Source organism: Neobacillus canaveralius (assembly GCF_047237705.1).
In the GTDB taxonomy this organism is placed as follows: Bacteria; Bacillota; Bacilli; order Bacillales; family Cytobacillaceae; genus Neobacillus; species Neobacillus niacini_K.
On sequence record NZ_JBDFLL010000001.1, the window covers coordinates 3,062,683 to 3,089,574 of the forward strand.

Here is a 26,892-nt window from a genome sequence, read left to right on the forward strand (position 1 = left end):
ACTTCCTTAATTTTTTTCGAAATATGCAGGAAAAAGTCGAAAAATAGCATATAAATATAATATAGTATTGGTAGAATACATTAAAATATTTTGCCTCAAAACAAATCATGAAGGAGAAATTATGAGAAAAAAAGCAATAATAACTTCCGTATTCATCATTTCTGCGTGTATTCTTCTTGCTTCGGTGCTGCTGATTCAACAACACAATAATAAGGCTGCCGCTGCCAAACAACATCCTGTTAAGGAGCATACTGCCAGAATACAATCTGTAATGGGCAGGACATTGACAGAAAAATTAACCATAGGTGCCATCGGAGATATATTGATTCATGATAGGGTTTATCAGGACGCCTTTAATGGCACACAGTATAATTTCAATCCTATCTTTGAAAATGTAAAAAGTATATTAGAATCCCCAGATGTTCTAACCGCGAATCAAGAAAGTATGTTAGGCGGCGTTGACATCGGTGTTTCAAGTTATCCTATGTTTAATAGTCCACATGAAGTTGCAGATGCGCTCGTTAATACAGGGGTCGATATCGTTTCACTTGCAAATAATCATACGTTAGACAAGGGGGAAAGAGGAATTCTTTCCGCAACAGATTATTTAAATAGTATTGGACTGCCTCATGTTGGAAGTTTTCTAGATGAAGACGATCGGCAGAAACTTAGAATCATTAACAAAAATGGCATAAAATTAGCTTTTCTATCTTATACATACGGTACAAATGGAATACCGATACCCGATGGCAAGGATTTCTTAGTAAACCTGATAAATCGGGATATCATGAGTGAAGAAATAGTGCGGGCAAAAAAAGAAGCAGATGTTGTGATTATGAGTATTCATTGGGGAAATGAATACCAGCGAATTCCCACAACTGAACAAAAGGACTTGGCTGCCTTCCTTGCAAATGAAGGTGTAGATATTATTTTTGGCTCTCACCCTCACGTGCTTCAGCCAATGGAATGGATTAAAACAGAAGATGGCAGGAACTCATTCGTTATTTATTCCTTGGGTAACTTCATCTCTGGTCAGGTACGGGACTATAAGGATATTGGCGGTATGGCCACCGTTGAAATAACTAAACATGTTACGGAATCAGGAAAGAAAATTGAATTATCAAACCCTGCGTTTTATCCAACCTATGTTTCAAGCCAAAGAAATAGCAATTATCAAGTAGTCCCTCTTGAAAATGCAGGCTCTTTTGGACTTGAAAATGCTTCGGCTAAATATCAGGAAATTCAAGATCATATGACTCAATGGCTCCGTTAATTCGGGGCCTTTTATGAGTATTTTGGAAGGATGTTTCGGAATGAAACAAAACAATTATCAAGGTAATTTTTTATCTTTGTTGTTTATTGTCTTAGTCTATTTTTTTACTAGGAATTATTATAGTCCCTTCTTTTGGACAATCCTTGGTTTATTCCTGCTGCTAGTATTTCTCAAGGAAGAGAATCGTTTATTTGCATGGGTCGTAATTTCTTTCTTTGGAGGCAATTTTATTGTTGTTTATCTAGATAAGTTTATCGCAGGTATAGTTGCGGATCCTTTCTATCGAGTTATCATCAATCAAATCTTGTTCATCATTCCAATCCTATCGATGTGGTATGTTATCAAACAGTTCAATAAAAGGCTTAGCTTCTTTTTAAAAAAACCGAAATCTTTTAGTATCCTATATCTCGTTTTGCTTTTTATTGTTGCAGGATTTCTTTTTTTATTTTTTAGAAAAGATGGTTTCGCCGTTTTCCTCTCCATTTTCACCTTCTCACTTATTCATGCCACCGCTCAGGAGGTCATTTGGCGCGGTATTTTGTTAACACAGATGATTAAGATTACGAGTGAAACAACGGCTATCCTGTTTACTGGTATCGCCTTTAGTGTTAATACAACAATATTTGGATTCTCTCCCGCTGTTCTTCTAACGTATCTAATTGCAGGCTTGATATTTGGTTTTTTAACAACTAAATATAAAAGCATTTTGCCTGTTATTTTAGTTCATACGGTGGTGTTACTATTCTCTTCCTTAAATGGCTGGATTCAACTGCCAATATTATAGTGTAAAGCAACATCATCGATAATTATAGAAGCTTTATTATATAATAACTAAAGAGGTATTTTTGAAAGGAGAAACAAATGAACATCCAAATCAGCAGTGCAGCAGCAGAGTGGTACAAACAAGAGCTTAGTCTAAAAAACGGTGATTTTGTCCGTTTCTATGTCCGTTATGGCGGATTCAGTCCGGTACAAAAAGGATTTTCACTTGGCATATCGAATGATGAACCCAATGATATTGGTGCAAAGACAACCGAAGGTGGAATTACCTTTTATGTTGAAGAAAAAGATTTGTGGTATTTTGATGACCATGATCTAATTGTCAACCTTCATCAAAAATATGAAGAGCCTGTTTTAGAATACAAAAAACCTTAACGATAAAAAGCACACTTAAAGTTCTGCATTTAAGTGTGCTTTTACACTTTTTACTTGCCTTCACCAAATATGATGAAGCAATCCTTCTTTATGTAATATTTCTTTTTGTCTTTCTCCGATTAAATCAAAATGTGAATAGCCGTCACGGCGGTGGTGAATCCATTCTTTTTTTAACCCATATTTGCTTCCCCATTCAGCCAGTTTTTCAAGGTCCTTGCACCCTACCTTGGTTACCGTTTTGCTTCCTGGGAAGCGGTCATCCAGCCAATAATGAGTTAGAAATGCGATTTCACCCTCATCGATTTTTTGTTTCCACTCTTTTACTTCCTGTCTCTTGATTCCAAATGCCATAAATTCACCCCAAAGCTCATTCCATTACTTTTTCTTTATTTCTTCATACTTCAGGAACCATTCAGGGAACGCCTTTTTAAATGCGATCGGTCTAAAGTTGTCCTTTTTGACAACAATATGAGTCGATGTTCCTTCTGCACAAACTTCTTCGTCACCATTTATGATGGAATAGCCATAAACTGTTTTAAGTCCATCATTTTTCTCAATCCACGTCTTTACAAAACCCCGATCGCCGTAACGCAAGGGTTTTTTATAGGTTGCCTGGATATCATATACAGGCGCAAAATATCCCGCGTTCTCCATATCTACATAACTATATCCAAGATCCTCAATTAACCCGCTTCTTCCGAGCTCAAAGTATTTCAAATAGTTTGCGTGATAGATGACTCCCATCATGTCAGTATCCGCATATAAAAGTTGAATTTCTCTCGTTGAAATAAATACATTATCCATTTTCTATTCCCCTTCCCTATTTAAAGGAAATTTATTTAGCGCCTTTTCCACATCTTCACCTTCAATATGAATGGCTTTTTCTAATAGATCCTCTTCCTGTGGTGCTCCCATGAGCCTCATTGCTTGAGCTTGTATCATCTCATCAGCCAAATTGGTAGCAAATCTTCCGTTCCCTTCGAAAGTATGATTTTCAATACTTTGTTTCAAAAGAGTTCTGGCCACTTCAGTTAATTGGTATTGAAAGCTTTCTAAGTATGTTTCGATAATGGCCAGCAGCTCCTCAAGCGAATAATCCGGGAACAGAAAGAATTTCTTAAACCGAGAGCGCAGCCCAGGGTTACTTTCTAGCAGCTGGTCCATTTCTTTTGGGTAACCCGCAAGCGCCACAACAAGATTTTCATTATGCTTGGTCATTTCATCAACAAGGGTATCAACTACTTCTTTACCAAAATCACCCGCTGTCTGGCTTAAAAGTGAATAGGCTTCATCAATAAATAACACGCCACCGAGCGCTTCTCTTATCTTCTTCTTTGTTTTTCCTGCGGTTTGACCCACATATCCTGCAACGAAATCTGCTCTAGAGGCGACGATTAAATGACCTCTTTTTAACATCCCGCATTCTTTAAGGAGCTCAGCATAAATTTTTGCCACAGTCGTTTTACCAGTTCCTGGGTTACCTGTGAACACGGAATGAAGCTGAATCGGTACCGTTGGCAGCTTTTTCTTTTCTAAACTGCTGCATTTTAACAAAGGAAACGAGGGTCTCCAATTCACCTTTTAGTTCAGTCAATCCAATTAACCGTTCTAACTTTTCAAAAGGTGACTCACGGTGTTCATACTTCTCGACTCCAAAGTCTTCTTTTTCCAATAGTGTGTATGTGAGTATATCTTCATTTGAAGCGGGATTATGGGACCCTTTCTTGAAGATCGCATCCAACACAATATTACGCACGGATCTTGCATTACCAAACGTATCATCTACCCGTTCCTGTTCAAGGCGATGATTGATTTCTATCTTCGCTTCCTCCGTAAGAATATAGTCGTTTTCAGAGGAAATCTTGTCGGCAATCAAAAGTAATTCCTCATTGGAATAATTGGGCAAATGGATGAGATTCGATTGAGGGAAGCGGCTCCTTAATCCTGGGTTGGCATCTAAAAAGATACGCATTTCATCTGGATATCCTGCTAGAATAACCGCGAACTTTCCACCATATTCCTTTCCGGTCATAAGTGAAACAAGGGTATCAACCGCTGTTTGCCCATAATCATTTCCTGATTGTCCTTCACGTTTTAAACTATAGGCCTCATCAATGAACAGAACCCCGCCAATCGCTTTCTCAACGACAGCTCTAACGTTTTCCTCTGTTTGACCTACAAACGCCCCAACGAGCTGAGATCGGTCCGTTTCAATTACTTCTGGTCGTGGCAGGACCTCAAGCTCGTGATAGATTTTTGCTAATAACCGAGCAATCGTTGTTTTCCCTGTTCCAGGATTTCCAGTCAGCACCATATTAAGACTTAGTTCATCCTTAATTTGGAATCCAAGTTTTTTACGGTCCTTTTGGTATTTTAAAAATTGATAAAAATTATTGACTCGCTTTTTAACGACATCCATACCAACCATTTCATTTAATTGGTCTAAGGCATTAGCTGACTCTTGACGGTCGTCTTCTTCAATCAAAAAAAACTTCTGCCAATCTTTTTTAATGTCTTCGAGACTGGATAAATGTAATTTTAAGTCATCATAGTAAGTTGCCGTATGAAAAACACCTTTAATGGATTCCTCATACTCTTCAGCAGCCTTCAGGAGGTTACCACTAACCTCAATCGCAGTAGACAGTAATTCAATAAGGTCTTTGTATTGATTGGAAAGCGTCGTGTTTCCAATCGTCTGTGCAAGATTCATCTTTTCCGTAAGATCCTCGACCTGATCATCAGCTTCTGCTAAAAATCTTTGACAAATTTGTATGTATTGTTCCGCAACTTTTTTCTTTGCTGTTCGATTATCTGTTTCACGCATGGCAGGAAACGTTAGCACTTCAAGAATGTCTTTTTTCTTTTTCCAATCGTATTGAATGAAGTAGGCCTTCGCCTTTCTATTCTCTGGATGAACTTCTAATGCCTTGTGAAGCCACGCTGAGGCTAATGAATCCTGGTTCTTTCGCTCTAAACGTGATAACGCAGCAACTGTTAACATTCCAGATAAAAGAACTGGGTTGGATTCACTGCGTATGGCTGTTAATAGCTCATTTTCATTAGAAATAAACCCTTTTTCATTGAGTTCATTTTCCCACTGGAGTAATTTTTCATTATCGTTTACCGGATTTGTTTGTTGTCTTATCATTAGGATCACTTCTTCTTCAAAATTTCACCTTTTATCTTACCACAACCTGTTCTCTGACACGAAATTCAAGGCTCTAATAAAAAAGGACCTGTACGAAATGAACAGGTCCTGAATTCTTAATTAAACTTCATCCTTAATTTCTGCACGGTAGGAGTCAATACTTTCACGGCGTCTTTCGTTTTTCGCTTTTATTTGCTGACGCTGAGTTTCACTATCTGTAAATGCTAATGATTCTTCTGCTGCTTCAATGTTTTCAATCGTATCATGAATCATAGATTGAAGCTTTTCTACATTATCACTTCGATCATCTGGTTTCGGTTTGTTGTTATTAGTCATTGAATTGTTCCTCCTTGGTGGTGTCATGGTACAGATATAGTTTGTTTCGAAGTGAAAAAAATAATCACTGAAAATTTTTTCTATAAAAAAGACCCGCTGGCAATTGCCAGACGAGTCTTTACCATTTTATTTATTCACCTTTAGTTTGGATTACTTGTGCGTGTTTACCTGATGTATCCTGATATTTTTTCCCTTTGTTGCCTCCATATTTCTGTGATGATTTATTCCCAAGTTCATCAGTGCTATAGCCCTGTTGACTATGTTTTGGATTACTCATGTATCATCCCTCCTCCTTAACATTTTGTCCGATTTAAAGGAGGAACATGATTGGTAATCTATGTGAGTTTATTCGGCTTTACCAAGACGCTTTTCTTCTAAACGCATTTCAATTTTCTCCATCGCAGCTCTATCTTTCAAAAGTTGACTTTTATTTTCGGATACAAGTTCTGCAAAAGAACGTTTTCTAGGCTTTCTCATGTATATCACCTTCCTTATGACCTATTCTAACAGTTATTATTCCCGGAAACGGTTGCAATTATTACAACTTTTTGAAAATTATAAAGAAAAGTATGCGATAAAGCATTAAAGGGCTAAACAATTGGCTGTGTTAAAGCTAATTGTTGATTTTGCACCTGTTGATTGGAGCGGAAGGCACGAAGACTCCTGCGGGAGTACGGGGCTGGGGAGACCCCACAGGCGCTTAAAGCGCCGAGGAGGCTCCCCGGCACGCCCGCGGAAAGCGAAGTGCCTGGAGTGGAAATCAACAGCCCATCTAACACAGTCAAACCAATAAAAAAAGACAATGGATTACTCATCCACTGTCTACTTCAGTTCATTTGCATACTGTTTCATGGCGTCAAGATTCATCGCGCCAATATATTTGTTTCCGATATTGCCTTTTGTGTCAATAAAATACGTAGTTGGAATAGATAGGACTTGATACGTTTCATTTACTATATCTTCCGCGTCTAACGGAATCGGGAAAGTAATCCCATTTTCGTCTACAAAAGCTTTTACATCTAAATGTGGGTCAATGTTCACGGCTAAAATAACAACATCATCCCCAGCTTCTTTATGAAACTCCTCCATGGCTGGCATTTCTGCTTTGCATGGCGGGCACCAAGTAGCCCAGAAATTGAGCATAACCTTTTTCCCTTTAAAATCGGAAAGTTTAACTGTATCGCCGGCTAATGTTTTAAGTTCGAAATCTGGAGCTTTTGCCCCAACCTTTAATCCGCCCATGTTAGCAGCTTCTTGACTTACATTTTCGGGTTCAGCCTTTTTATCCATAGCCTGCACGATTGCAACTCCAAGTAAGGCTATTAACACCACAGCAGCAATGACTTTCTTCACCATACCCCGAACCCCCTTGATTCAATAATATGCTACATCGATTTTACACTATAAAGTAAGTTGAAATACAGTTTGTATATGCCAAATATGTGACATTTTAAAAATAGTGTAGTAAAAGTATTCTAGAAAAGCAAATAATGTTACTTTTTTAAGGCGTTAAGAACACTGGTTGTCACCCGGTCTACAATTAAATCGAGATCCCGTTCAGATAAAGTCTGTTCATTCACTGCGGTTACCTTCTTTGCCTGCGTGCCTTCGGGTACATCGACACCTAATGGTGAAATACCTTTTACCCCCATCATCTCTTTAATATCAATGAGTTTAGCCACATTTTCTTTAGAAAGTTCGCGATCCCCTTTTAATTGTCTGGATATCCAATTTATTTTTGCAGTGAACTCTAAAGATTCCATTAAATAATAAGCGTGTTCTAAATTCTTCCCCCATGTTAAGGCTCCATGGTTTTCTAATAATACACCTTGATGATCGTAAACATGTGTTTTGACTGCTTCCGGAACCTCATCAGTTGAAGGCGTTCCGTATTGGGCTAATGGAATGGTACCTAGTGAGACAACGGCCTCAGGCATAATTGCCTGATCCAAAGGAAGTCCAGCAATCGCAAAAGCCGTTGCATGTGGTGGATGAGCATGTAAAACGGCATGTACATCAGGACGTTCATGATAAACAAGGAGGTGCATTTTCATTTCCGAAGTAGGTTTATAATCTCCCTCTAGGACATTACCTTCTCCATCTACTTTAATAATCATTTCTGGGGTCAGGATTCCCTTGCTTACATTGGTTGGAGTAATTAAGAACTCATTATCATCAATGCGGACAGAGATATTTCCATCATTGGCTGCAACGAATCCTTTTTCATACACACGTTTTCCAATATCACATAAAAGTTTTTTGTATTTGATTTCGATAATCATCTAAACCCTGCTTTCCGTTATGAAAACCGTTGTTTTGATTAGTCTCGTTTATGATATTAGGAAATATGTATGAAAAATGGTCCCTCCTGGTGGGACCATTTTTAGGGCAGTTCGCTCAGCTCTTTTTGCTTTTTTACATTAATTTTCTCTTTTGCTTCAAGAGTTCGTTAAATTCATTGTCTAATTCCATGTATTTATGACTTTTTTGGTCAATTAGGGATAATTCACCTAAAATCGTAGCAATTCTATTTTCGATTAACATTAAAGTTTCTTTACTATCAGAAGGTTCAGCTTTGCTGGTCTTATTAAAGTACTCTTCCGGCTTCATTTCCAAACGCATTATTTTTTGATTATCAAATACAAGTAGTTTATCGCACAGCCTATTTAAGAAATAAAAATCGTGCGAAACAGTAATAATCGTTCCTGTGAATTCATTAAGTGTTTTTTCAAGCTGTTCCCTGCTTGGCAAATCGAGGTGATTGGTAGGTTCATCCAAGATCAGAACATCATAGTCTTTCATTAGCATGTCGACTAGTTTAACGCGAGTTCTCTCTCCAAGGCTCAGTGTCCCAATCGGCTTGGTAATAAACTGTTCCTTTAATCCGAGATTCGCAAATAAAGTTCTCGCCTTTAGAATGTTCTCTCGGTCCGTAAATCCTAATGCCTCTAAAGCTGACTTATCAGGTGGTAAGTTATCAACATCCTGACTTAGGTATGCAACTTTTAACGATTCACTTTTCCAAAGCTCTCCACTAGAAACCGAGGTTTCTCCTAGAATCATTTTAATCAAGGTCGTTTTACCACAGCCATTTTCTCCTAATAAACCAATACGTTCTCCGTGATTAACATAAAAGTGACATTCACTGAAAAGGGTTCTCTTTTCAAATGACTTTGTTAAACTCTTTGCCTCGATAATCCTTTTTCCTCTATTACCTTTTGTATCAAACTGAAATCTGACTTTTATCTCCTCTAGCGGTTTGTCGACTTTGTTTTTTTCAAGCTCACTCTGAAGACGTTTCATTTTAGATTTCACTTGAGCATCTCGTTTTTTTGCCTTAACCCGGTGATATTCTTTTTTTCCATAATCTCTGCCTTGTTTTGTTGATGTTCTGTGAGCTTTCTCGGACCAGGACGATAATTGCTCCATTTGCATTTCGATTTCTTCTTTTTTACGCTGCTGCACTTCATAATGGTGTAATTGAGTTTCGTGTCTGTGCTGCTTCTCCTTCTGATAATCACTATAATTACCATTGTAGAAGTTGACCTTCATATTCTCTATCTCAAAAATACGTGTCACTGTTTTGTCTAAGAAATGACGGTCGTGAGAAATAATCAACACTGGACCATTAAATTTCTCCAACTCTTCCATCAACCATTCTATCCCTTTAAAATCAAGATGGTTGGTCGGTTCATCCAGAATTAAGAACCCAGGCTTGGAAGCCCATACGTTGGATAATGCGAGTTTTAACTTCTCTCCACCGCTTAAATGGCTTAAGCGCTTCTCTTCCCATTCAGAAACCTTTCTCAAGCCTAACTTACTTGAGTGCTGCAAGATTTCACCTTCAGCTGATAGTGAATGTTGAAATTCACTGCCTTCATAATCAATAGACTGTGTGAGGTAACCGATCTTTAATTCGTGTGATTTTTCAATGAATCCCTTATCAGGTATGAGTTTTCCAGTAAGGATATTGGCCAATGTTGTTTTCCCTGTCCCATTATATCCGACTAGGCCAATTCTTTCGCCATGTTTTATATCAAAAGAAATGTTATCTAAGATTTTCCGTAGATTAAAGCTCATTTCTAACCCAGTTACTTTTATAACAGATAAATTATTTTTGTTCATAAAAAAACTCCCTTCGATTGAACCTGAAGAGAGTTTGAGTCATGTAGTTTACTCAATCAAAAAAACCATACGTTAATAAGCCTAAAAAGGCCAAAGTTAACTTATGTTTAATTGAAATATAAACGTTCAGGACTAAAAAAGGATAGACTAATCCTATTCTTCAGGTTCATCATTTTTTCGCTATTCGAATAAATGTCTGAAAAAATAAGATTATAACTTCATTCCTCTTTACCATTCCTTTACGTTTGTTATGATTATTTTATTTCACCTAGGTCAAAATTGTCAATGATTTCCGTAAAATTAACATTGGAATACGGCTTACCGCTCTCAATATTATTTTTTAAATTGGTAAGTGTATACTCCTGCCAATCCTGTAAGTTATCCAAATTCCACTTCTCCAAAAATAAAATATATAAAAAGATCTCTCTAATTTTCAAAAAGATTGGAATTTGTTGAATGAGTTCCTTGCTTAGTGTGTGTTCCTGCTGATAACCACGTAAGAAATGCACCCAAAAGTCTCTGCTAAATTGGGTGTTTTCTGGTGTATAAGAGGTAGCTTGCCAATAGGCATGATAAAAAGAAGTGGCTAAATCGTAAGCAAACCAATGATGAGCACTATCATCAAAATCAAAAATGGTTAGCAGCCCTCTATCCACAAAGATATTCCCTTGATGAAAATCATTATGTATAAGTCCGAAAAGGTCTGGAGTCAGTGGGAACTTTGCTAACTGCATTAATAGTTGTTTGTATTTTTCTGCTATTGTTTCAGAAGTAATTTTTGGGAAAAGATTTAATAAATCTGGTTGGTGCACTGTCCAAATGGGCCGATTTACATTTATTTTTTTCCCAGCACTATGCATCCTCCCCATTACATTTCCCCATCGATAAAATAGATCATGGTTCCATACTTCAGTATGGGTAACATCAATGGGTGTCCCCTTTGCTTTCTCGAATGCCACGACAAAATGGTTCCTGCCAATTGGTTCTACTAACTTCTTATGCAAAGATTCCACAGGTAGTGAGACTGGCACTCCATTCTCCCATAACCCCTTAATAAATGCCAATTCATTTATGATATCCTCAAGATTTCGCCTGCTGAAGGGTGAAACTCTAAATATAAGCTTTCCATTTGTATAGACGGTATTATGAAAGCCGTCATTGATTGGAATGAGAGTACCTTCTTTACAGCCATATAAACGTAAAATATGATCAGTATTCATTGTTAATCACTCTTTCTAAATGAGCACCTATTTTAATTTTTTATAAATTTTATCTGCATAGCTCCCAAAACGAGAATTTGTCGCTGTTCCTCTTTTTTCAAGTAATCTTTCCATTTCCAACCTTTTTTTCATCAGTTTTGCTTGTAGACGTTCTTTCTGTTCTTCGTCTACTGCACCTTCAAGCAATTCTTCAATCCTGTAAATTTCTTTTTTTACATCCTCAGGTGAATACCCCGCATTATTTAACACCCGATATGCCATTTTCCATTCATCAGACATTCCCGGAAAATGATCCTTTATTTCCAGTGGCTGCCCCGTGCCAGGAAGATTTTCGAACTCTTTCTTCTTTATGGCTTCCTTAATTTTATCTTCAGCGATTTTTGAAAAGTCCATTTACATCGTACCCCTCGCTCTACAAGTAAATAGTTTATTTTTCTCTAGAATATACGTTATTACCCTAAAAAACCACCATGCAAATGCTGCATGGTGGTTTGAATATTATGCTTCTTGTAATTTCTCGCGAAGTACCATTGGTAGGATACCACCATGACGGTAGTAATCAACTTCAACTTCAGAATCGAAGCGAACAAGTACTTCAAATTCTTTCTTGTTACCAGCTTCATCAGTAGCAGTAACTTTTAGAAGGTCACGTGGTTTAACATTCTCATCCACTTGAACATCAATTGTTTCTTTACCAGTTAACCCAAGTGTTTCAGCGCTTTCACCATCTTTAAATTGAAGTGGAAGAACACCCATTAACACAAGGTTTGAACGATGAATACGCTCGAAGCTTTCAGCAAGAACTGTTTTAATGCCTAAAAGGTTTGTACCTTTCGCAGCCCAGTCACGTGAAGAACCCATACCGTAATCTTTACCAGCAAGAACAATAAGTCCAGTACCGTTTTCTTTGTACTTCATGCAAGCATCATAAATTGGTGTCACTTCGCCTGTTGGCCAGTAAGTGGTTACTCCACCTTCAGTGCCTGGAGCGATTTGGTTACGGATACGAATGTTTGCAAATGTTCCACGCATCATAACTTCATGGTTACCACGACGAGAACCGTAAGAGTTAAAGTCACGAGGCTGAACACCTTTTTCAAGCAGATACTTACCAGCTGGAGTGTTCTTACCAATTGCTCCTGCAGGTGAAATATGGTCAGTTGTTACAGAATCCCCAAACTTCGCTACTACACGCAGGTTAGTTAGTGGTTCCACTGTACCTGGTTCAGGTGACAAGCCTTCAAAGAATGGTGGGTTTGCAATATAAGTGGAATCTTCATCCCAAGTATATAATGGCTCATTGCTCGTTTGGATTTCGTTCCAACGCTCGTTGTCTCCGAACACATTCGCATATTCTCTGCGGAATAGTTCAGGAGTTACAGTACGTTTAACAACGTCATTTACTTCGGCAGTGGATGGCCAAATATCCTTGAAGAATACATCATTTCCATCTTTATCTTTACCAATTGCTTCAGAAGCGAAATCGATGTTCACAGTACCTGCTAGTGCATAAGCCACAACTAGTGGTGGTGAAGCTAGGTAGTTACCTTTTACGAGCGGGTGAATACGTCCTTCAAAGTTACGGTTACCTGAAAGAACAGATGTAACTAAAAGATCGTTTTCAGCGATTGTCTTTTCAATTTCTTCTTTTAATGGACCGGAGTTACCGATACATGTTGTACAGCCGTAACCAACAAGGTTGAAGCCGATTTGCTCTAGGTATGGAAGTAATCCAGAATCACGAAGATATCCTGTTACAACCTTTGATCCTGGTGCTAAAGAAGTTTTAACGAATTTTGGAACTTCCATTCCTAATTCAACTGCTCTTTTCGCAACAAGACCTGCACCCACTAGTACATATGGGTTAGAAGTATTTGTACAGCTAGTGATGGAAGCAATCGCTACTGCACCAGTTTTAATAGTTGTTTCGTCACCATTTTTGAAATTAACAACAGCTGACTTTTCAAGCTCATCTGCTTGCAAGCCGAAGCCTTGGTTTCCTTGTGGTGCAGAAACTGCCTTAACGAATTCTTCTTTCATTTTTGAAAGTGGAATCAAATCTTGTGGACGCTTAGGACCTGAAAGATTCGCTTCAATAACTGAAAGGTCAATTTCAACAACATTTGTATAAACTGGCTCTAAAGCTGGATCAAAGAATAATCCGTTTGCTTTACAGTATTGTTCTACTACATTGATTTGCTCTTCTTCACGGCCAGTTAAACGCATATATGCAAGGGATTCATCATCGATTGGGAAGAATCCACATGTAGCACCATATTCAGGAGCCATGTTCGCAATTGTTGCACGGTCTGCTAATGGAAGTACAGATACTCCAGGACCGAAGAATTCAACAAATTTGCCAACAACACCTTGGCTTCGGAGAACTTGAGTTACTTTTAATGCTAAGTCAGTTGCAGTTGCCCCGTTTGGAAGTTCGCCAGTTAATTTAACACCGACTACTTCTGGAACTGGGAAGTATGAAGGTTGTCCAAGCATTCCTGCTTCTGCCTCAATACCACCAACACCCCATCCTAAAACACCAATACCATTGATCATAGTAGTGTGGGAGTCAGTACCAACTAATGTATCTGGATATGCTTCTAATTCACCGTCAGCTGCCTGGGCTACGTGTACCACATCTGCTAAGTACTCAAGGTTAACTTGGTGTACGATACCAGTTGCTGGTGGAACAGCACGGTAGTTATTGAATGATTTTTGCGCCCAGCTTAGGAACTGGTAACGCTCAGCATTACGTTCAAATTCATAATCCATGTTAACGCGTAAAGAGTCAGCTGAACCGTAAGCATCTACCTGTACAGAGTGGTCGATAACAAGGTCAACTGTTTTTTCTGGATTAATTTTATCTGGGTCGCCTCCAAGGTCAGCCATTGCTTTTCTTAAAGAAGCAAGGTCAACAACTGCAGGAACACCTGTAAAGTCTTGTAGGATTACGCGAGATGGCTTAAATGGAACGTCCACATCTTTAAGTTCATCAGTTCCCCATTTTGCTAAGTTTTCAACGTGCTCCTTTGCGATGACACGGCCATCGTACTGACGAAGCACAGATTCAAGTAATACTTTTACGGAATATGGCAATTTAGAAACATTGCCAATACCAGCCTCTTCAAGTGCACTTAAGCGGTAATAGTGATAACGTTTACCGTTTGCTTCGAAGGAAGTGCGTGCGTTAAATACATCATTTTTCACCATAGTGAAAACCCCCTAATTCGTCATCATTAACTAAATTAACGAAAAGTCGAAAAGTTTGAAAATTCATATCCATCCCTACTTTTCTCACAATTCTAATCTTAATACAACCATTTACATAAGTAAATAACAAGAAAGTTATTGCGCTTGATAAGTTTTTCTTATGTTTTTTATGTATATTGTTCAAAATATTTAGAAAAATCTTATAACGACGTATAACTGAATAGTCTTAAAGATTAGAATAGTGTACCTTTTTATTATCTCAAAAAACTTTTTTCTTGTCATTTATTTTTACTTAAAAGGAAATATTATCTTTATCAGTGAGAATTCTACTGAATTCTTATAGGAGGTGAATAACATGCAACGAAAGAAGTCAAATCATGTAATTCCAGGCGCCAATGCAGCAAAAGGTCAAGGTATGGGTGCTGGATATAATGAGGAAATGTCTAACGAGCCCCTAACAATCAAAGAAAAAATGAACAATAAAAAACGTAAAAAGAATCAATAATGGATAGATAAAAAGCAGGAGTTATCCCCTGCTTTTTAAATTTGATCTATTCAGTAAGATTAACTTCTTCTACGATGCTCTGCAAATCTTGTTGAAAGCGCTCGAGCTGGGATCTTTGATGCTCTGAAGCCACTTCTAACGCATTTTCAATTTGCTGATAAGCTTCATTAACTTCTTCTTTTAAATGCTTTAATTGATGACCGTAACTGGCACTGTCACTAATGATCGTGTTAAATAATCCCTGTGCCTCTTCATAGCCCTGCTGAGCAGCCTGAAAAGCCTGCTGCTTGTCCTTATTATATGGAAATCGATCAATCTCCGGCATTGACTGTTTCACTCCCCTCATGTTTCTATAACGTTAAATTGCACAGCACAACAACAAATTATTCAGCATAAAAAGTCTGCGGCATTGCATCCTAACAATATAGGAGGAGGGATGAAAATGGTGAACAAAAACGACGGCAAAGATATGCGTAGAAATCAACCAAAGATATCTGGCCAGCCTGAGCCTTTAAGCGGATCGAAAAAAGTAAAGAACCGCAACCATACACGCCAAAAACACAATTCACATCATGATATGTAGAAAAGAGGATGGCGCCTGCTTCTCGGAGACAGGAGCTGGACAATTCTCATAGCTGAAAATATATATTGATGGGACCTTTGAAATAGTGCTAACCCCCTCTAGACCAATGAGGGGGTTGCTTTTATAATTGAAGTAAGGCTTCTAGTAAAAGCTGTTCTTCTTCCTCGGTAACTGTTCTTAAATCAATGATAAATTCATCTTTTTGAATCCTTCCAACAATTGCTGGTTTATATTTTGTTCTTAATTCTCTTCCAACTTGTTCTGCTGTTAGGGTGTGATGTTTAAGAGAAATGACCAGGGTTGGCAGTTGCACATCCGGCATCGTTCCCCCGCCTACTTGACTTGTACCAGGAAAAATTTTCGCCTGAAAATCATTTGAGTTTTGTAACAAGTTTGTAACAAAACTCTTCGTTCTTTCGTCTAATATATCAATAGAAACTAATAAATCATGGATGGTGGGAATGTTATGTACTCCATTTTCCCCGCGTGCATAATCAATTAGTGTACCTTCCAACGCGGCTAGAGTCATTTTATCTACGCGAACAACACGTGCTAATTGGTGTTTTTTTAGAATATCTATGATTTTCTTCTTTCCAGCAATAATTCCTGCTTGAGGTCCACCTAGGAGCTTATCCCCACTAAAAGTAACAATGTCTGCACCCATATCAATGACCTCGCCTACAACGGGTTCATCTCCAATTCCATGCTTTCTGAAGTCAAAAAGGGCACCGCTCCCAAGGTCTTCATAAAAAATAACATCGTCGGCAGCTTGAGTCAGTCTAATAAGGTCTTCTGTTTCGACTGATTTGGTAAAACCAATCACTTTGAAATTACTTGTATGTACTTTCATGATAATAGCCGTTTCAGAATTCAGGGCTTTTTCATAATCATATAAATGAGTTTTATTTGTAGTTCCGACTTCGACTAATTTCGCCCCGCTCTCTTCCATAATGGAGGAGATACGAAATGAGCCGCCAATTTCTACTAACTGTCCTCGTGAAACAATGACTTCCTTATTTTCTGCAAGCACTCTTAAAACAAGATAAACAGCGGCTGCATTATTATTAACGACCATTGCCGCCTCTGCACCGGTAATTTCTTTAAGAAGTGCTTCTACATGGCTATGCCTTGATCCACGCTCCCCTTCAGCAAGCTTGTATTCAAGGTTTGAATAATTTTGGGCTGTTTCGACAACATGCTGGATGGCGTTGTCACTTAGCCTAGCTCTTCCAAGATTCGTATGAAGGATGGTTCCTGTTGCATTAATTACTCTTTCAAGGGTATAAGAATATTGTTTCTTAATATTGCCACCTAATAGTTGAAAAATATCATCTATAAACTGATTTGTGCCCGGGATGGCGCCATTCCAGTCTCCATTTATTAGTAATGATCGTATTTGATCAAGTGCTTCCTTTAATTGCTTTGTTAGTTGAGTAACATCCAAATGATTCTCCCTTAGGAGGGATTCGAACTGCTTGTGGTTTTGTAGTTCATGTACCGCCGGAATTGAGCGTAACCATTCTTTCACCAAAAAAACTCCTTTACTATACCTACTTTAGTCCTGTTTTTTCATTACACCCTTTCATTCTGAATGAATAAAATAAACCATGCAAGGGGGATTGCTATGAAATCCAAAAAAAATATACAGCCCATCGATTTTGATCTTGTGGAAAAGTGGTTGGAAAACTACTGCCTCGATCCTCTAACTACCCAGGATGACCTGGTTCAATTTCGAATTGATTTATATGAGACTGACAAAGAATGGATCGTGGAGGCATTACTTAACGAGTATAACAGCTCGGAAATTAAAGTCTTTATTGAAGATAATAAGCTCGTTATCACTGCTGTTAAATCTTCCACTCCCTCTAATCAACAAAAGAGAATACGTACTATTGAGTTCCCCTTTGAGGTTATTAATCAAAAAGTAAGTGCGAATTATATTAATGGTATATTAGAGGTTCTCATTTCAAAAAATGAAAAAGGTTCAGGGAAAAACTGCTACATTACACTGCCCTAAGTTATCTTACGGCATTATTTTTTTGCCAATCCAGTTATCATAATACCGTTATTAAAACAATAAACCCTCATATCAAATGGCTGATATGAGGGTTATGTTTATTTTTGTGATATTTTATTAATGATATCGTCGGTGTCAGGAAACACCCCGGTATCTAACTTAGAATAGATTTTTTCTCCATTGACAGTTACTTCGAATGCTCCACCTGAAACAGGAATTAATTCCATTTTTCCAATGTTACGGTTAAAGTGTGTAAACAGTTCTTCCGCGAGACCCGCGGCTTTAGGTGCGTAGTTTCATTGCATGCAGAATTCAACAATAACGTGATAGTTGCTCATCTTTTAACTCCTCCATTACAAAATTCTAGTTTCCTACTTCACTATAGTAAAAACATTTTATCGTACCGGTATTTTCCATGCAAATCTTTTGCTTGTACATAGTGTGTGCAGTTTTTTTTCGAAACAGTTATACTAATAAATGGAGGTGGAACTATGAGTGAGCAAGAGAAAATACGCCTAACCTCTTTATCAACTAAAGCTGGTTGAGGCTGTAAAATCGGTCCTGAGGACCTGGCGCAAGTTTTGCGTCTATTACCAAAGCAAGACCCTGTTCCAGAGTTACTAGTAGGTCATGAAACTTCTGATGATGCAGGTGTGTATCAATTAACGGATTCGATTGCATTAATTCAAACGGTCGATTACTTTACTCCAATCGTAGACGACCCATATATGTTTGGACAAATTACCGCTGCGAACGCATTAAGCGATGTTTATGCAATGGGTGGAGAACCGAAAACAGTGTTAAATATTGTAGGGTATCCAATTAAAAAGCTTGGTGCCCAGATGCTTTCCGATATTCTGCGTGGTGCAGCGGATAAAGTAAAAGAAGCTGGCGCCTTAACGGTTGGAGGTCATTCGATTGATGACCAAGAGCCAAAATTTGGTCTTTCTGTAACAGGAATAGTTCATCCTGAAAAGGTTTGGAAAAACATTGGCGCTAAGCCTGGCGATGTTTTAGTATTAACGAAGCCGATAGGTGTAGGTATCATCACTACCGGGATTAAGCGGAGTGTGGTAACACCGGAGCAAGAACAAATTGTTACGGATACAATGGCTGAGTTAAATAAAACAGCAGCTGAATTGTTAATGAACTATCATCCTCATGCTGTAACGGATGTTACAGGATTTGGATTGTTAGGCCATAGCAGTGAGATGGCTCGCGGCAGTGATGTAAGCTTTGAAATCTTCTATTCAAAGGTTCCAATCCTGGATGGTGCGTTAGAGTTAGCCAGGGATGGAGTGGTTCCAGGAGGTTCAAAATCGAATCACAAATGGATACTTGGTGATGTCGTATATGAGGACCTGCTTCCTGAGGAACAATTAGTTCTTTGTGATGCGATTACGTCTGGAGGACTCCTCGTTTCAATGAGTGAAGAAGAAGCTGTTCAATATGTGGACAACCTGCATTCAGCTGGCAAACACCATGCTGCGATTGTCGGCAGGGTTACGGAGAAGAAAGAGAAATTAATTTATGCTAGTAGATAACAGCGTGGCATGTGCTACGCTGTTTTTTTTGTACCTCCGCAAAACCGTACAGTTCATACAATAAAGTGTACAGCTTCTACAAAAAACCGTACAGTTCCTACAAAAAACCATACAGCTTATACAAATTGACCATAAAAACAAAAAAACAGATGACCCGATAAAACAGGTCATCTTCCTAAAAAAAGATTAAATTCCGCTCGCCTTCGTTTGGTTCATAGTCAACTTATTCGATAACTTATTAATCATATCTTCAGTCATTCCCGCTAAGTCATATTCGAATTTGAAACCCCATTCTTCCTCTGCTGCAATGGCATCAATCGAATTTGGCCAGCTGTCGGCAATTCTTTGGCGGACTGGATCCACATGATAAGTGAGTTTAAATCCTGGGATATGCTTTCTAATCTCATTTGCAATTTCTTCTGGATCAAAGCTCATTGCCGTAACATTGAATGAGTTACGGTGTTTAAGTTTGCATGGGTCTGCCTCCATCAAATCGATAATTGCATTTAGTGCATCAGGCATATACATCATATCCATATAAGTACCTTTATCGATATAAGAAGTATATCGTCCATTTTTAATGGCTTCATAGTAGATTTCTACAGCGTAGTCGGTGGTTCCACCACCAGGCAGTGCTACGTGTGAAATTAAGCCTGGGAATCGGAGACCCCTGGTGTCGACTCCGAATTTGTGATAATAATAATCGCCCAAAAGCTCGCCTGCTACTTTATTTACACCGTACATGGTCGTGGGACGCATGATGGTATCTTGTGGTGTGCTGTCTTTTGGTGTCGATGGTCCGAATGCGCCAATCGAACTTGGAGTGAAAAATTGTGCATTAAGCTCCCTTGCCGTTTCTAATGCATTCATCAACCCACCCATATTTAAATTCCAAGCTAAGACTGGTTTTGCCTCTGCTGTCGCCGACAATAGTGCGGCCAAGTGCATGATGGTATCAACTTTATATTTTTTCGCAATCTCACCCATCATGTGTAAATCTGTCACATCTAAAACTTCAAAGGGACCGCTCTGTGCAGCTTCACTTTCATTCTTTCTTATATCAGTAGCAATTACATTATCCGCCCCATACGTTTCCCGTAATTTCATGGTGAGCTCAGAACCGATCTGTCCAAGTGCACCTGTAATTAATATCCGTTTCATTCTGCCCCGTCCTCCTCACTTAAGTCATGAAATCCGCCCATCAAAGGTTTTCTATGATTAAATAATGCCCATTTCCTTTCCGACTTTCTCATAGATAGCAATCGCTTGATTAAGCATTTCTTTTGTATGTGCAGCCGTTGGCATATTGCGAACGCGTCCTGTTCCTTTCGGGACGGTTGGGAATACAATTGCTTTTGCATATACTCCCTCTTCATTTAAACGTTTGCTAAATTGCTGTGTAAGAGACTCGTCGCCAATAATACATGGAGTAATTGGTGTTTCACTATTTCCGATATTAAAACCTAAGCCCTTTAAGCCTTTTTTAAGGTAATCTCCATTTTCCCAAAGCTTTTTATTAAGCTCGGTACTTTCCATTAAGATTTCAATGGATCGTTTACTTGCTGCTACATCTGCTGGTGTTAGTGATGTAGAGAACAGGAACGGACGGCTTCTTACCTTTAGCCAATCAATTAAATTCTTCTTCCCTGCAACATATCCACCAACTACACCTATGGCCTTTGAGAGAGTCCCAATTTGGAAATCGATTTTATCAGACAAGCCGAAATGCTTAACCGTACCAGCACCATCACCAAGGACACCAGATCCATGTGCATCGTCTACATATGTAATAAGGTCGAATTCTTCAGCAACTTTAACGATTTCTGGTAATAATGCAATATCGCCATCCATGGAGAATACCCCATCTGTAATCACCATAATTTTATTGTATTGACCAGATTCCTTTGCTTCCTTTGCCTTTCTTCGTAAATCCTCCATATCGGAATGATTTACACGAATAATCTTCGCTTTGGATAACCGACAGCCATCAATAATCGATGCATGATTCAATTCATCGGATAATATCGCGTCATCTTTATCCATGACAGCGGAAATCGCGGCCATATTACAATTAAAACCAGATTGATATGCGATTGCTGCTTCTGTATGTTTGAATTCTGCTAATTTTTCTTCCAGCTCAACGTGAAGCTTTAATGTTCCGTTAATCGTGCGAACGGCTCCCGCCCCTACACCGTACGTTTCAATTGCCTCTTTTGCTGCTTGCTTTAAGCGTTCATCCGTTGCTAACCCTAAATAGTTATTTGAAGAAAGATTAACTAACTGTTTACCATTTATTGTAATCATTGGGCCATTTGGACTTTCTAATGAATCAATGACATTGTACAAACCCTTACCTTTTAAATCTTCCAGGTTTTCATTTAAAAATTGCTCCAAAATAGTACTGGACACTTTTATTCCCCCTTATTGTCGCTATTAGAAAAACATTTGTCCTCCTGAGACGGACACTGAAATGTTCAGTTAATACCCTTGATTAAAGGGTTTCTTAACTATACTTTATCACATTTTTTTGAAAATGTTCATCCCAAAAAGACATTCGCTATAAAATTTTTTTTACATTTTTAGGTTATCCATTTTGAAAACAGGTTATTTTTCAAATGAAGCAAAAAAGGTATAATGGAGAGCATACATGTTTAGGAACAGAAAGGATGTAAATACGTGGAATCAATCTCATCATTACTATACACAATTATTGTAGGCGGCATTTTTGTGTTTATTTTTATTTACCTTTACGATTTGCTTTTTGGAGAAAAACAAGAAAAACAAATTCGTAAGATTCACAAAACCTATCGCAATGAAAATGTCCAAAAAGTCGAAATGCTGGAGCACCAGCCGAAAAAATTCACTCTATATCAAGTAAAAACTGCTAAGGAAACAAAACGAGTGAAAATAAAGCCTGGCTATAAAGTAATTAAAATGGTTTCCAAGAAAAAAGAACCTTCCCGATAATGCATTCGAGTAACCAGCAGAAGTATGATAGACGGAGATTTTCCGGTTAAATGCAAAATGGAGCTCTTTTCGGGGTAATTAAAGGGAGATTTTCCGCTTAATCAAAGAAAAATCTTCCCTTTTTGAATTTTTCGAGCCAATAGGCGGAAACTCTCCGTCTATATTAGCCATTTTTTATATGAATGACTAATTAAGCGGAATTCTTCCGCCTATTTATCAGCTCGTGTATTTAACATGAACCCTCAGCCGATAAATGAGGACACTAATAATGCACCCGAAAAGAGAACCCTTCCCGTTATCGGGAAGGGTTCTGTTATTTAACAGTTAACCTGCTTACTTTTGCAGCAGTTTGGTTCACTTTTTTTAGGGCTTCTTGATATTCTCCTTCTAGTCGTTGAATGATTTCTGCAGCAGATTCAATTTTATCAATCGCACCGACACCATGCCCTGCGCTCCAAATATCACGCCACGCTTTCGCTTCTGGTTTACCGTGCATATTATCAAAATCAACTTTTTCCTTTTTAATCAACTGAGCAGGATCAAGTCCTGCTTTTTGGATACTTGGAATTAGCATATTTGCCCTGACACCAGAAAATGCATCGGTTAGGATGAGATCCTCTTGACTAGAATTCACAAGCATTTTACGATAATCATCATTTGCCATACTTTCTGTAGCCACAATAAATCTTGTACCCATGTAAGCTAAGTCAGCACCGGCTGCCTGTGCAGCTAATATACTCTTTCCGGTTGAAATCGCACCGGCAAGGACAATTATGCCGTCCCAAAAAGTACGAACCATATCGACAAACGCAAAGCTATTGATTTGTCCAGCATGGCCGCCAGCACCGCTTGCAACAAGAATTAGTCCGTCAACACCCGTTTCTGCAGCCTTACGGGCAAACTTTAGGTCGCTGACATCTGAGAAAACTAATCCTCCATATGCATGAACAATATCTACCACATGTTTAGGACTTCCTAAAGAAGTGATGACCAATTGTGGCTTGTGCTTTTTGATTAACTCTAATTCATCCTGAAGACGGCTATAGGTGCTATGTACCACCATATTCATTGCCCAAGGGGCAATTTTTCGGTCAGGCTCTGCTGCCCTGGCTTTTTCTAATTCTTCATTCAACTGACCCATCCATTGATCAAGTACCTCAATTGGTCTTGCGTTTGGAGCTGGAAATGACCCAATAACACCATTCAAGCAGCAATTTTTCACTAGTTCCGGACCCGACACTAAAAACATCGGTGCAGAAATAACAGGCAGCCTCAATTGGTTCCACCAATTTTCAGGGATTGTTTTTTGCATGTTCGACTCTCCTTTGGTTAGAATTTTCTGAATAAACTTCCTATTTTAATAGTAACGGAAAATGAATGGTTATTCAATCATAGAGTGAGACCTTTTAAAATAATAAGTAAAGCGTTTTCCTTACACGAACAATACGTCTTTAAAAATATCTTTCGTTCGTCTTTTGGTTAAAAAACAATTGCTTTCCCTTTTCACCAGGATTATAATGAAAATAAATTTATAAGGTTTCACTCATATAATCGCAGGGATATGGCCTGCAAGTTTCTACCGGATTGCCGTTAACAATCCGACTATGAGTGGGTAATGCTAACGGCGCAATTTTTGCGTCCATCCATTTGGTTAATAAGCCCAAATGTCATTGCCTCACTCAAATTTGATGTGAGCAATGGCGTTTGGGCTTTTTATTTTTTCATAGGGGGATAAATAAATATGAGATTACTAGAAGAAAAGATTAAAAAGGAAGGCAGAGTCCTTAATGGCAATGTATTAAAGGTGGATTCGTTCTTAAATCACCAAATTGATCCTCAATTAATGAATGAAATTGGGAAGGAATTTGCGAGAAGTTTTGCAGCTGAAGGAATTACGAAAATCGTTACGATTGAGTCTTCTGGGATTGCCCCTGCTGTGATGGCTGGTTTATATATGAATGTTCCCGTTATTTTCGCTCGAAAAAGAAAATCCGTTACGTTAACGGATGACCTTCTGACAGCAAGTGTCCATTCTTTTACTAAAAATGAAACGAATGAGCTTGCTATTGCAGGCAAGTATCTAAATGAAAACGATAAAGTTCTTATTATTGATGACTTCCTTGCTAATGGTGAAGCTGCTCTCGCTTTAGTCAAAATGGTCAGACAGGCGAATGCTACCGTTGCTGGTATCGGTATTGTGATCGAAAAATCCTTCCAGCCTGGTGCTGATAAATTAAAGGAGCAAGGATTACGAGTTGAGTCATTAGCTAGAATCGCCTCGCTATCAAATGGAGAAGTAACGTTTAAACACGAAAAAATGGAGGAATTGGTCTAATGAAACAACATCCATTCAAAATCGCATCTTTAGGTATTCAACATGTATTAGCAATGTATGCAGGAGCTGTCATCGTCCCTCTTATCGTCGGCGGTGCTTTGAACCTTACTGGAGAGCAACTAACCTATCTAGTTTCGATAGATATTTTAATGTGCGGTATCGCGACTATATTACAGGTTTGGCAGAATCGCTTTTTTGGAATTGGGTTACCGATTGTTCTAGGGTGTACGTTTACTGCTGTGGGTCCAATGATTGCCATTGGCGGAGAGTATGGTGTTTCAGCAATCTATGGTTCTATCCTCGTCTCGGGTTTAATTGTTGTCTTGATTGCTCAGTTCTTTAGTAAGTTAATCAAGTTCTTCCCTCCTGTTGTGACGGGTTCTGTTGTTACGATAATCGGTATTACATTAATTCCTGTTGCCATGAATAATATAGCTGGTGGTCAAGGAAGTCCTGATTTTGGTAGTCTCTCAAATATCAGTTTAGCATTTGGAACATTATTATTTATCATCTTGCTTTACCGTTTTACAAAAGGCTTTATTCGTTCTGTTGCAATTCTCCTTGGTCTTGCGGGAGGAACAATTGCAGCTGCATTAATGGGTAAGGTAAACTTTGCAGCAGTTGGTGATGCCTCATGGTTCCATATGGTCAAGCCTTTTTACTTCGGTACCCCTACTTTTGAATGGACACCGATTATTACGATGACCCTTGTTGCGATTGTAAGTTTAGTAGAATCAACGGGTGTCTACTTTGCTCTAAGTGATATCACTGGAAGAAAGTTAAAGGAAAGTGATTTAGCAAAAGGTTATCGTGCCGAAGGACTTGCGATTATGTTAGGTGCATTGTTCAATGCATTCCCATATACTACCTATTCGCAAAACGTTGGACTTTTACAACTGACAGGTGTTAAGAGTAAGAATGTTATCTACACCATGGGTACAATGTTAATTATTTTAGGATTCGTTCCTAAAATTGGAGCTCTAACAACCGTTATCCCTACCCCTGTTCTGGGCGGCGCTATGGTAGCAATGTTTGGAATGGTTATCGCATACGGAATTAAAATGTTAAGTAAAGTTGAATTTGCTTCACAGGAAAATCTCTTAATTATTGCTTGTTCAGTGGGAATGGGTCTGGGTGTTACCGCTGTTCCTGACCTTTTTGCACAGCTTCCTGAAAGTGTAAAAATTCTTACCAATAATGGAATTGTCGCTGGAAGCTTGACGGCTATTTTCTTAAACATTGTATTTAATATAGCTGGACCTAGAAAGCAAAGTCAGACAACAAAGCCAAGCAGTCAAGGTGCTGCTTAATAGTATTAGTAAAAAGCTGCCCAATTCAATGGCAGCTTTTTTCACTCAATAAGCCCTGTTCTTTTCACACTAAAGTCTACATTTACATTTACTTTAGCCTCTTTAAACATTTTGTACCATTTTTCATCTGTAAGCTTTGAGTGTCTCACTGAACTTCTATATATTTCTCCGAGACCAAAAATATCAGTTTCCTTTGTTTGGCAATAGGCAATGAGTTTCTCAATCTCTTTTGTCATGCTCTTCGTAATGGCCTTCTCGATTAGTTTAATCGTTACCGGATTTCCTAGATCAATTTTACTCGTAATTTCAAGCAGCCTGCCAGAAAGTTTAATATCGATATCAAATTCCGGTTTTTCTTTGTTTATTAGCTTAATATCACTACTGCTGTCGAGGGAATCGATAGAGGCAACCGTCTTGTTAAGCCGACGGTTTCTCGGCTTTAATTTCGAACTTTCGATCTCGATATCTTTGATTCCGCCTTTATATTTGTCTATGATTAGATTTAGATAAAAGCCTTGGTGAGTGCTTATTTTTCCAACAAATTTACTGCCTTTAAACAAAGCTATCCCTGAAAAACCTATTCCCTCCTTCCCTTCTGTTCTTAAAATGGGTAAAATTGGTTCTCTGCCAACCGCGTAATGGTTATGTAAAACTTCTTGCAAAGTAGCTGACGGTATTATTTTTCCTTTTGTGTTTTGATCGATAAGGTCAAAAAGATAAATTCCGATATCTGGAATATGTTTAGCTTTCACTTGTAATATATCACGTGCTGGCCCATCTGCCATCGCTAAGTATGCCAAATCACTTACGGATGGGTCGTTGGTCAAAGTTTCTGCTATCCCTGTGTTACCTTGTTTAAGCAATTCTTCACCATATACAATTACACGAAGCTGCCCAGAGGCAAGTCTTTTAGAGGACTTTTTATTTGCATTATTTCGGATTCCCCTTATCGAATATGCCTCAGTTTCTAAAATAATTACATCTTGGGGTGCTCTAGGGTCAATTTTTAACTCAACTATTGTTCCTAAGATAGAGCCATTTTTTGCAATATCAAGTCCATAAGTAGTAATAAGACCGACTTCTTCAAGAATCCTAGGTTCTGCACAGCCACATAGCAACAAAAAGGTAAATGTCCAAAACCCAAAACACCCTTTTTTTCTCATT

27 protein-coding genes, 2 pseudogenes and 1 riboswitch are annotated in these 26,892 nt (G+C 38.4%); of the genes and pseudogenes, 10 read left to right on the plus strand and 19 right to left on the minus strand.

From position 1 onward, the window contains the following. Positions 1 to 121: 121 nt before the first annotated feature. The 3 genes from ABC255_RS15315 to ABC255_RS15325 all read left to right on the plus strand — a co-directional run bounded on the left by ABC255_RS15315 (position 122) and on the right by ABC255_RS15325 (position 2,428). The gene (locus ABC255_RS15315; protein WP_412994743.1) at positions 122 to 1,273 is read left to right on the plus strand and encodes a CapA family protein; all 1,152 of its coding nucleotides are present in this window, start codon (positions 122 to 124) and stop codon (positions 1,271 to 1,273) included. Between the two features lie 40 nt (positions 1,274 to 1,313). Beyond that, on the plus strand, positions 1,314 to 2,057 hold the full coding sequence (locus tag ABC255_RS15320) for a CPBP family intramembrane glutamic endopeptidase (protein WP_412994745.1): 744 nt from the start codon (positions 1,314 to 1,316) through the stop codon (positions 2,055 to 2,057). 77 nt (positions 2,058 to 2,134) lie between these two features. After that, on the plus strand, positions 2,135 to 2,428 hold the full coding sequence (locus tag ABC255_RS15325) for a HesB/YadR/YfhF family protein (RefSeq protein WP_412994746.1): 294 nt from the start codon (positions 2,135 to 2,137) through the stop codon (positions 2,426 to 2,428). 60 nt (positions 2,429 to 2,488) lie between these two features. Here the strand turns inward: ABC255_RS15325 and ABC255_RS15330 are convergent, their stop codons facing one another. The 12 genes and pseudogenes from ABC255_RS15330 to acnA form a co-directional block, all read right to left on the minus strand. After that, the gene (locus ABC255_RS15330; protein ID WP_335531088.1) at positions 2,489 to 2,779 is read right to left on the minus strand and encodes a hypothetical protein; all 291 of its coding nucleotides are present in this window, start codon (positions 2,777 to 2,779) and stop codon (positions 2,489 to 2,491) included. 24 nt (positions 2,780 to 2,803) lie between these two features. Beyond that, entirely contained in the window at positions 2,804 to 3,232 is a 429-nt protein-coding gene (locus tag ABC255_RS15335) for an acyl-CoA thioesterase (protein WP_179595568.1), read from the minus strand. A 3-nt stretch (positions 3,233 to 3,235) separates the two neighbouring features. After that, a pseudogene (locus ABC255_RS15340) lies at positions 3,236 to 5,576 on the minus strand (AAA family ATPase). Between the two features lie 120 nt (positions 5,577 to 5,696). After that, on the minus strand, positions 5,697 to 5,912 hold the full coding sequence (gene tlp / locus ABC255_RS15345; RefSeq protein WP_412994748.1) for a small acid-soluble spore protein Tlp: 216 nt from the start codon (positions 5,910 to 5,912) through the stop codon (positions 5,697 to 5,699). 130 nt (positions 5,913 to 6,042) lie between these two features. Next, positions 6,043 to 6,189 carry a small acid-soluble spore protein N gene (gene sspN / locus ABC255_RS15350; protein WP_335531081.1) on the minus strand — a complete coding sequence of 49 codons (147 nt, stop codon included), beginning with the start codon at positions 6,187 to 6,189 and terminating at the stop codon, positions 6,043 to 6,045. A gap of 68 nt (positions 6,190 to 6,257) precedes the next feature. Then, positions 6,258 to 6,389 carry an FbpB family small basic protein gene (locus tag ABC255_RS15355; protein ID WP_034672833.1) on the minus strand — a complete coding sequence of 44 codons (132 nt, stop codon included), beginning with the start codon at positions 6,387 to 6,389 and terminating at the stop codon, positions 6,258 to 6,260. A gap of 345 nt (positions 6,390 to 6,734) precedes the next feature. Next, positions 6,735 to 7,268, minus strand: coding sequence for a redoxin domain-containing protein (locus ABC255_RS15360; RefSeq protein WP_412994750.1), 534 nt, complete (start codon positions 7,266 to 7,268; stop codon positions 6,735 to 6,737). Positions 7,269 to 7,405: 137 nt separating this feature from the next. Next, positions 7,406 to 8,194: a class II aldolase/adducin family protein gene (locus tag ABC255_RS15365; RefSeq protein WP_412994752.1), complete on the minus strand. Its 789-nt coding sequence runs from the start codon at positions 8,192 to 8,194 to the stop codon at positions 7,406 to 7,408. 133 nt (positions 8,195 to 8,327) lie between these two features. Further along, the gene (gene abc-f / locus ABC255_RS15370; RefSeq protein ID WP_412994754.1) at positions 8,328 to 10,037 is read right to left on the minus strand and encodes a ribosomal protection-like ABC-F family protein; all 1,710 of its coding nucleotides are present in this window, start codon (positions 10,035 to 10,037) and stop codon (positions 8,328 to 8,330) included. A 254-nt stretch (positions 10,038 to 10,291) separates the two neighbouring features. Next, entirely contained in the window at positions 10,292 to 11,257 is a 966-nt protein-coding gene (locus tag ABC255_RS15375; protein ID WP_412994756.1) for a phosphotransferase enzyme family protein, read from the minus strand. Positions 11,258 to 11,284: 27 nt separating this feature from the next. Next, entirely contained in the window at positions 11,285 to 11,650 is a 366-nt protein-coding gene (locus ABC255_RS15380; protein ID WP_412994758.1) for a DnaJ family domain-containing protein, read from the minus strand. Between the two features lie 105 nt (positions 11,651 to 11,755). Further along, complete coding sequence (gene acnA, locus ABC255_RS15385) at positions 11,756 to 14,467, minus strand: aconitate hydratase AcnA (protein ID WP_412994760.1); 2,712 nt, start codon at positions 14,465 to 14,467, stop codon at positions 11,756 to 11,758. A 355-nt stretch (positions 14,468 to 14,822) separates the two neighbouring features. On the opposite strand from acnA, the gene sspO reads away from it, so the two are divergent. Next, positions 14,823 to 14,972 (plus strand): small acid-soluble spore protein SspO, encoded by a 150-nt coding sequence (sspO, locus tag ABC255_RS15390; RefSeq protein WP_034673441.1) that lies wholly within the window; start codon positions 14,823 to 14,825, stop codon positions 14,970 to 14,972. A gap of 46 nt (positions 14,973 to 15,018) precedes the next feature. On the opposite strand, the gene ABC255_RS15395 is transcribed toward sspO, so the two are convergent. Next, a complete protein-coding gene (locus ABC255_RS15395; RefSeq protein ID WP_335537229.1) occupies positions 15,019 to 15,297 on the minus strand; it encodes a hypothetical protein in 279 nt (92 codons plus the stop codon). Positions 15,298 to 15,414: 117 nt separating this feature from the next. Between ABC255_RS15395 and ABC255_RS15400 the strand changes: the two genes are divergently transcribed. Then, the gene (locus ABC255_RS15400; protein ID WP_412994762.1) at positions 15,415 to 15,555 is read left to right on the plus strand and encodes a small acid-soluble spore protein P; all 141 of its coding nucleotides are present in this window, start codon (positions 15,415 to 15,417) and stop codon (positions 15,553 to 15,555) included. A gap of 121 nt (positions 15,556 to 15,676) precedes the next feature. Here ABC255_RS15400 and selA read toward each other — a convergent pair whose 3' ends face one another. Next, positions 15,677 to 17,083 (minus strand): L-seryl-tRNA(Sec) selenium transferase, encoded by a 1,407-nt coding sequence (selA, locus tag ABC255_RS15405; protein WP_412994764.1) that lies wholly within the window; start codon positions 17,081 to 17,083, stop codon positions 15,677 to 15,679. Positions 17,084 to 17,179: 96 nt separating this feature from the next. Here selA and ABC255_RS15410 point away from each other — a divergent pair, with 96 nt between their 5' ends. Next, on the plus strand, positions 17,180 to 17,572 hold the full coding sequence (locus tag ABC255_RS15410; RefSeq protein WP_412994766.1) for an Hsp20/alpha crystallin family protein: 393 nt from the start codon (positions 17,180 to 17,182) through the stop codon (positions 17,570 to 17,572). A 98-nt stretch (positions 17,573 to 17,670) separates the two neighbouring features. On the opposite strand, the pseudogene ABC255_RS15415 reads toward ABC255_RS15410, so the two are convergent. Next, a pseudogene (locus ABC255_RS15415) lies at positions 17,671 to 17,856 on the minus strand (Rdx family protein); the annotation flags it as partial. Between the two features lie 207 nt (positions 17,857 to 18,063). On the opposite strand from ABC255_RS15415, the gene selD reads away from it, so the two are divergent. Further along, positions 18,064 to 19,116, plus strand: coding sequence for a selenide, water dikinase SelD (selD, locus tag ABC255_RS15420; protein WP_412994768.1), 1,053 nt, complete (start codon positions 18,064 to 18,066; stop codon positions 19,114 to 19,116). A gap of 186 nt (positions 19,117 to 19,302) precedes the next feature. Here selD and ABC255_RS15425 read toward each other — a convergent pair whose 3' ends face one another. Together ABC255_RS15425 and ABC255_RS15430 are read right to left on the minus strand one after the other, a co-directional pair. Further along, on the minus strand, positions 19,303 to 20,277 hold the full coding sequence (locus tag ABC255_RS15425) for an L-threonine 3-dehydrogenase (RefSeq protein ID WP_412994770.1): 975 nt from the start codon (positions 20,275 to 20,277) through the stop codon (positions 19,303 to 19,305). A gap of 57 nt (positions 20,278 to 20,334) precedes the next feature. Continuing rightward, positions 20,335 to 21,525 carry a glycine C-acetyltransferase gene (locus tag ABC255_RS15430; protein WP_412994772.1) on the minus strand — a complete coding sequence of 397 codons (1,191 nt, stop codon included), beginning with the start codon at positions 21,523 to 21,525 and terminating at the stop codon, positions 20,335 to 20,337. A 267-nt stretch (positions 21,526 to 21,792) separates the two neighbouring features. On the opposite strand from ABC255_RS15430, the gene ABC255_RS15435 reads away from it, so the two are divergent. Then, positions 21,793 to 22,083 carry a hypothetical protein gene (locus tag ABC255_RS15435; RefSeq protein WP_412994774.1) on the plus strand — a complete coding sequence of 97 codons (291 nt, stop codon included), beginning with the start codon at positions 21,793 to 21,795 and terminating at the stop codon, positions 22,081 to 22,083. A gap of 313 nt (positions 22,084 to 22,396) precedes the next feature. On the opposite strand, the gene ABC255_RS15440 is transcribed toward ABC255_RS15435, so the two are convergent. Continuing rightward, the gene (locus ABC255_RS15440) at positions 22,397 to 23,395 is read right to left on the minus strand and encodes an NAD(P)H-dependent flavin oxidoreductase (RefSeq protein ID WP_412994776.1); all 999 of its coding nucleotides are present in this window, start codon (positions 23,393 to 23,395) and stop codon (positions 22,397 to 22,399) included. 211 nt (positions 23,396 to 23,606) lie between these two features. After that, positions 23,607 to 23,708: riboswitch (purine riboswitch) on the plus strand. 116 nt (positions 23,709 to 23,824) lie between these two features. On the opposite strand from ABC255_RS15440, the gene ABC255_RS15445 reads away from it, so the two are divergent. After that, positions 23,825 to 24,418, plus strand: a complete 594-nt coding sequence (locus ABC255_RS15445; protein ID WP_412994778.1) for a xanthine phosphoribosyltransferase — start codon at positions 23,825 to 23,827, stop codon at positions 24,416 to 24,418. Continuing rightward, positions 24,418 to 25,728: a nucleobase:cation symporter-2 family protein gene (locus ABC255_RS15450; protein WP_412994780.1), complete on the plus strand. Its 1,311-nt coding sequence runs from the start codon at positions 24,418 to 24,420 to the stop codon at positions 25,726 to 25,728. The genes ABC255_RS15445 and ABC255_RS15450 overlap by 1 nt, the downstream gene beginning before the upstream one ends. A 41-nt stretch (positions 25,729 to 25,769) precedes the next feature. Here ABC255_RS15450 and ABC255_RS15455 read toward each other — a convergent pair whose 3' ends face one another. Next, positions 25,770 to 26,891: a Ger(x)C family spore germination protein gene (locus tag ABC255_RS15455; RefSeq protein WP_412994782.1), complete on the minus strand. Its 1,122-nt coding sequence runs from the start codon at positions 26,889 to 26,891 to the stop codon at positions 25,770 to 25,772. Position 26,892: the final 1 nt, after the last annotated feature.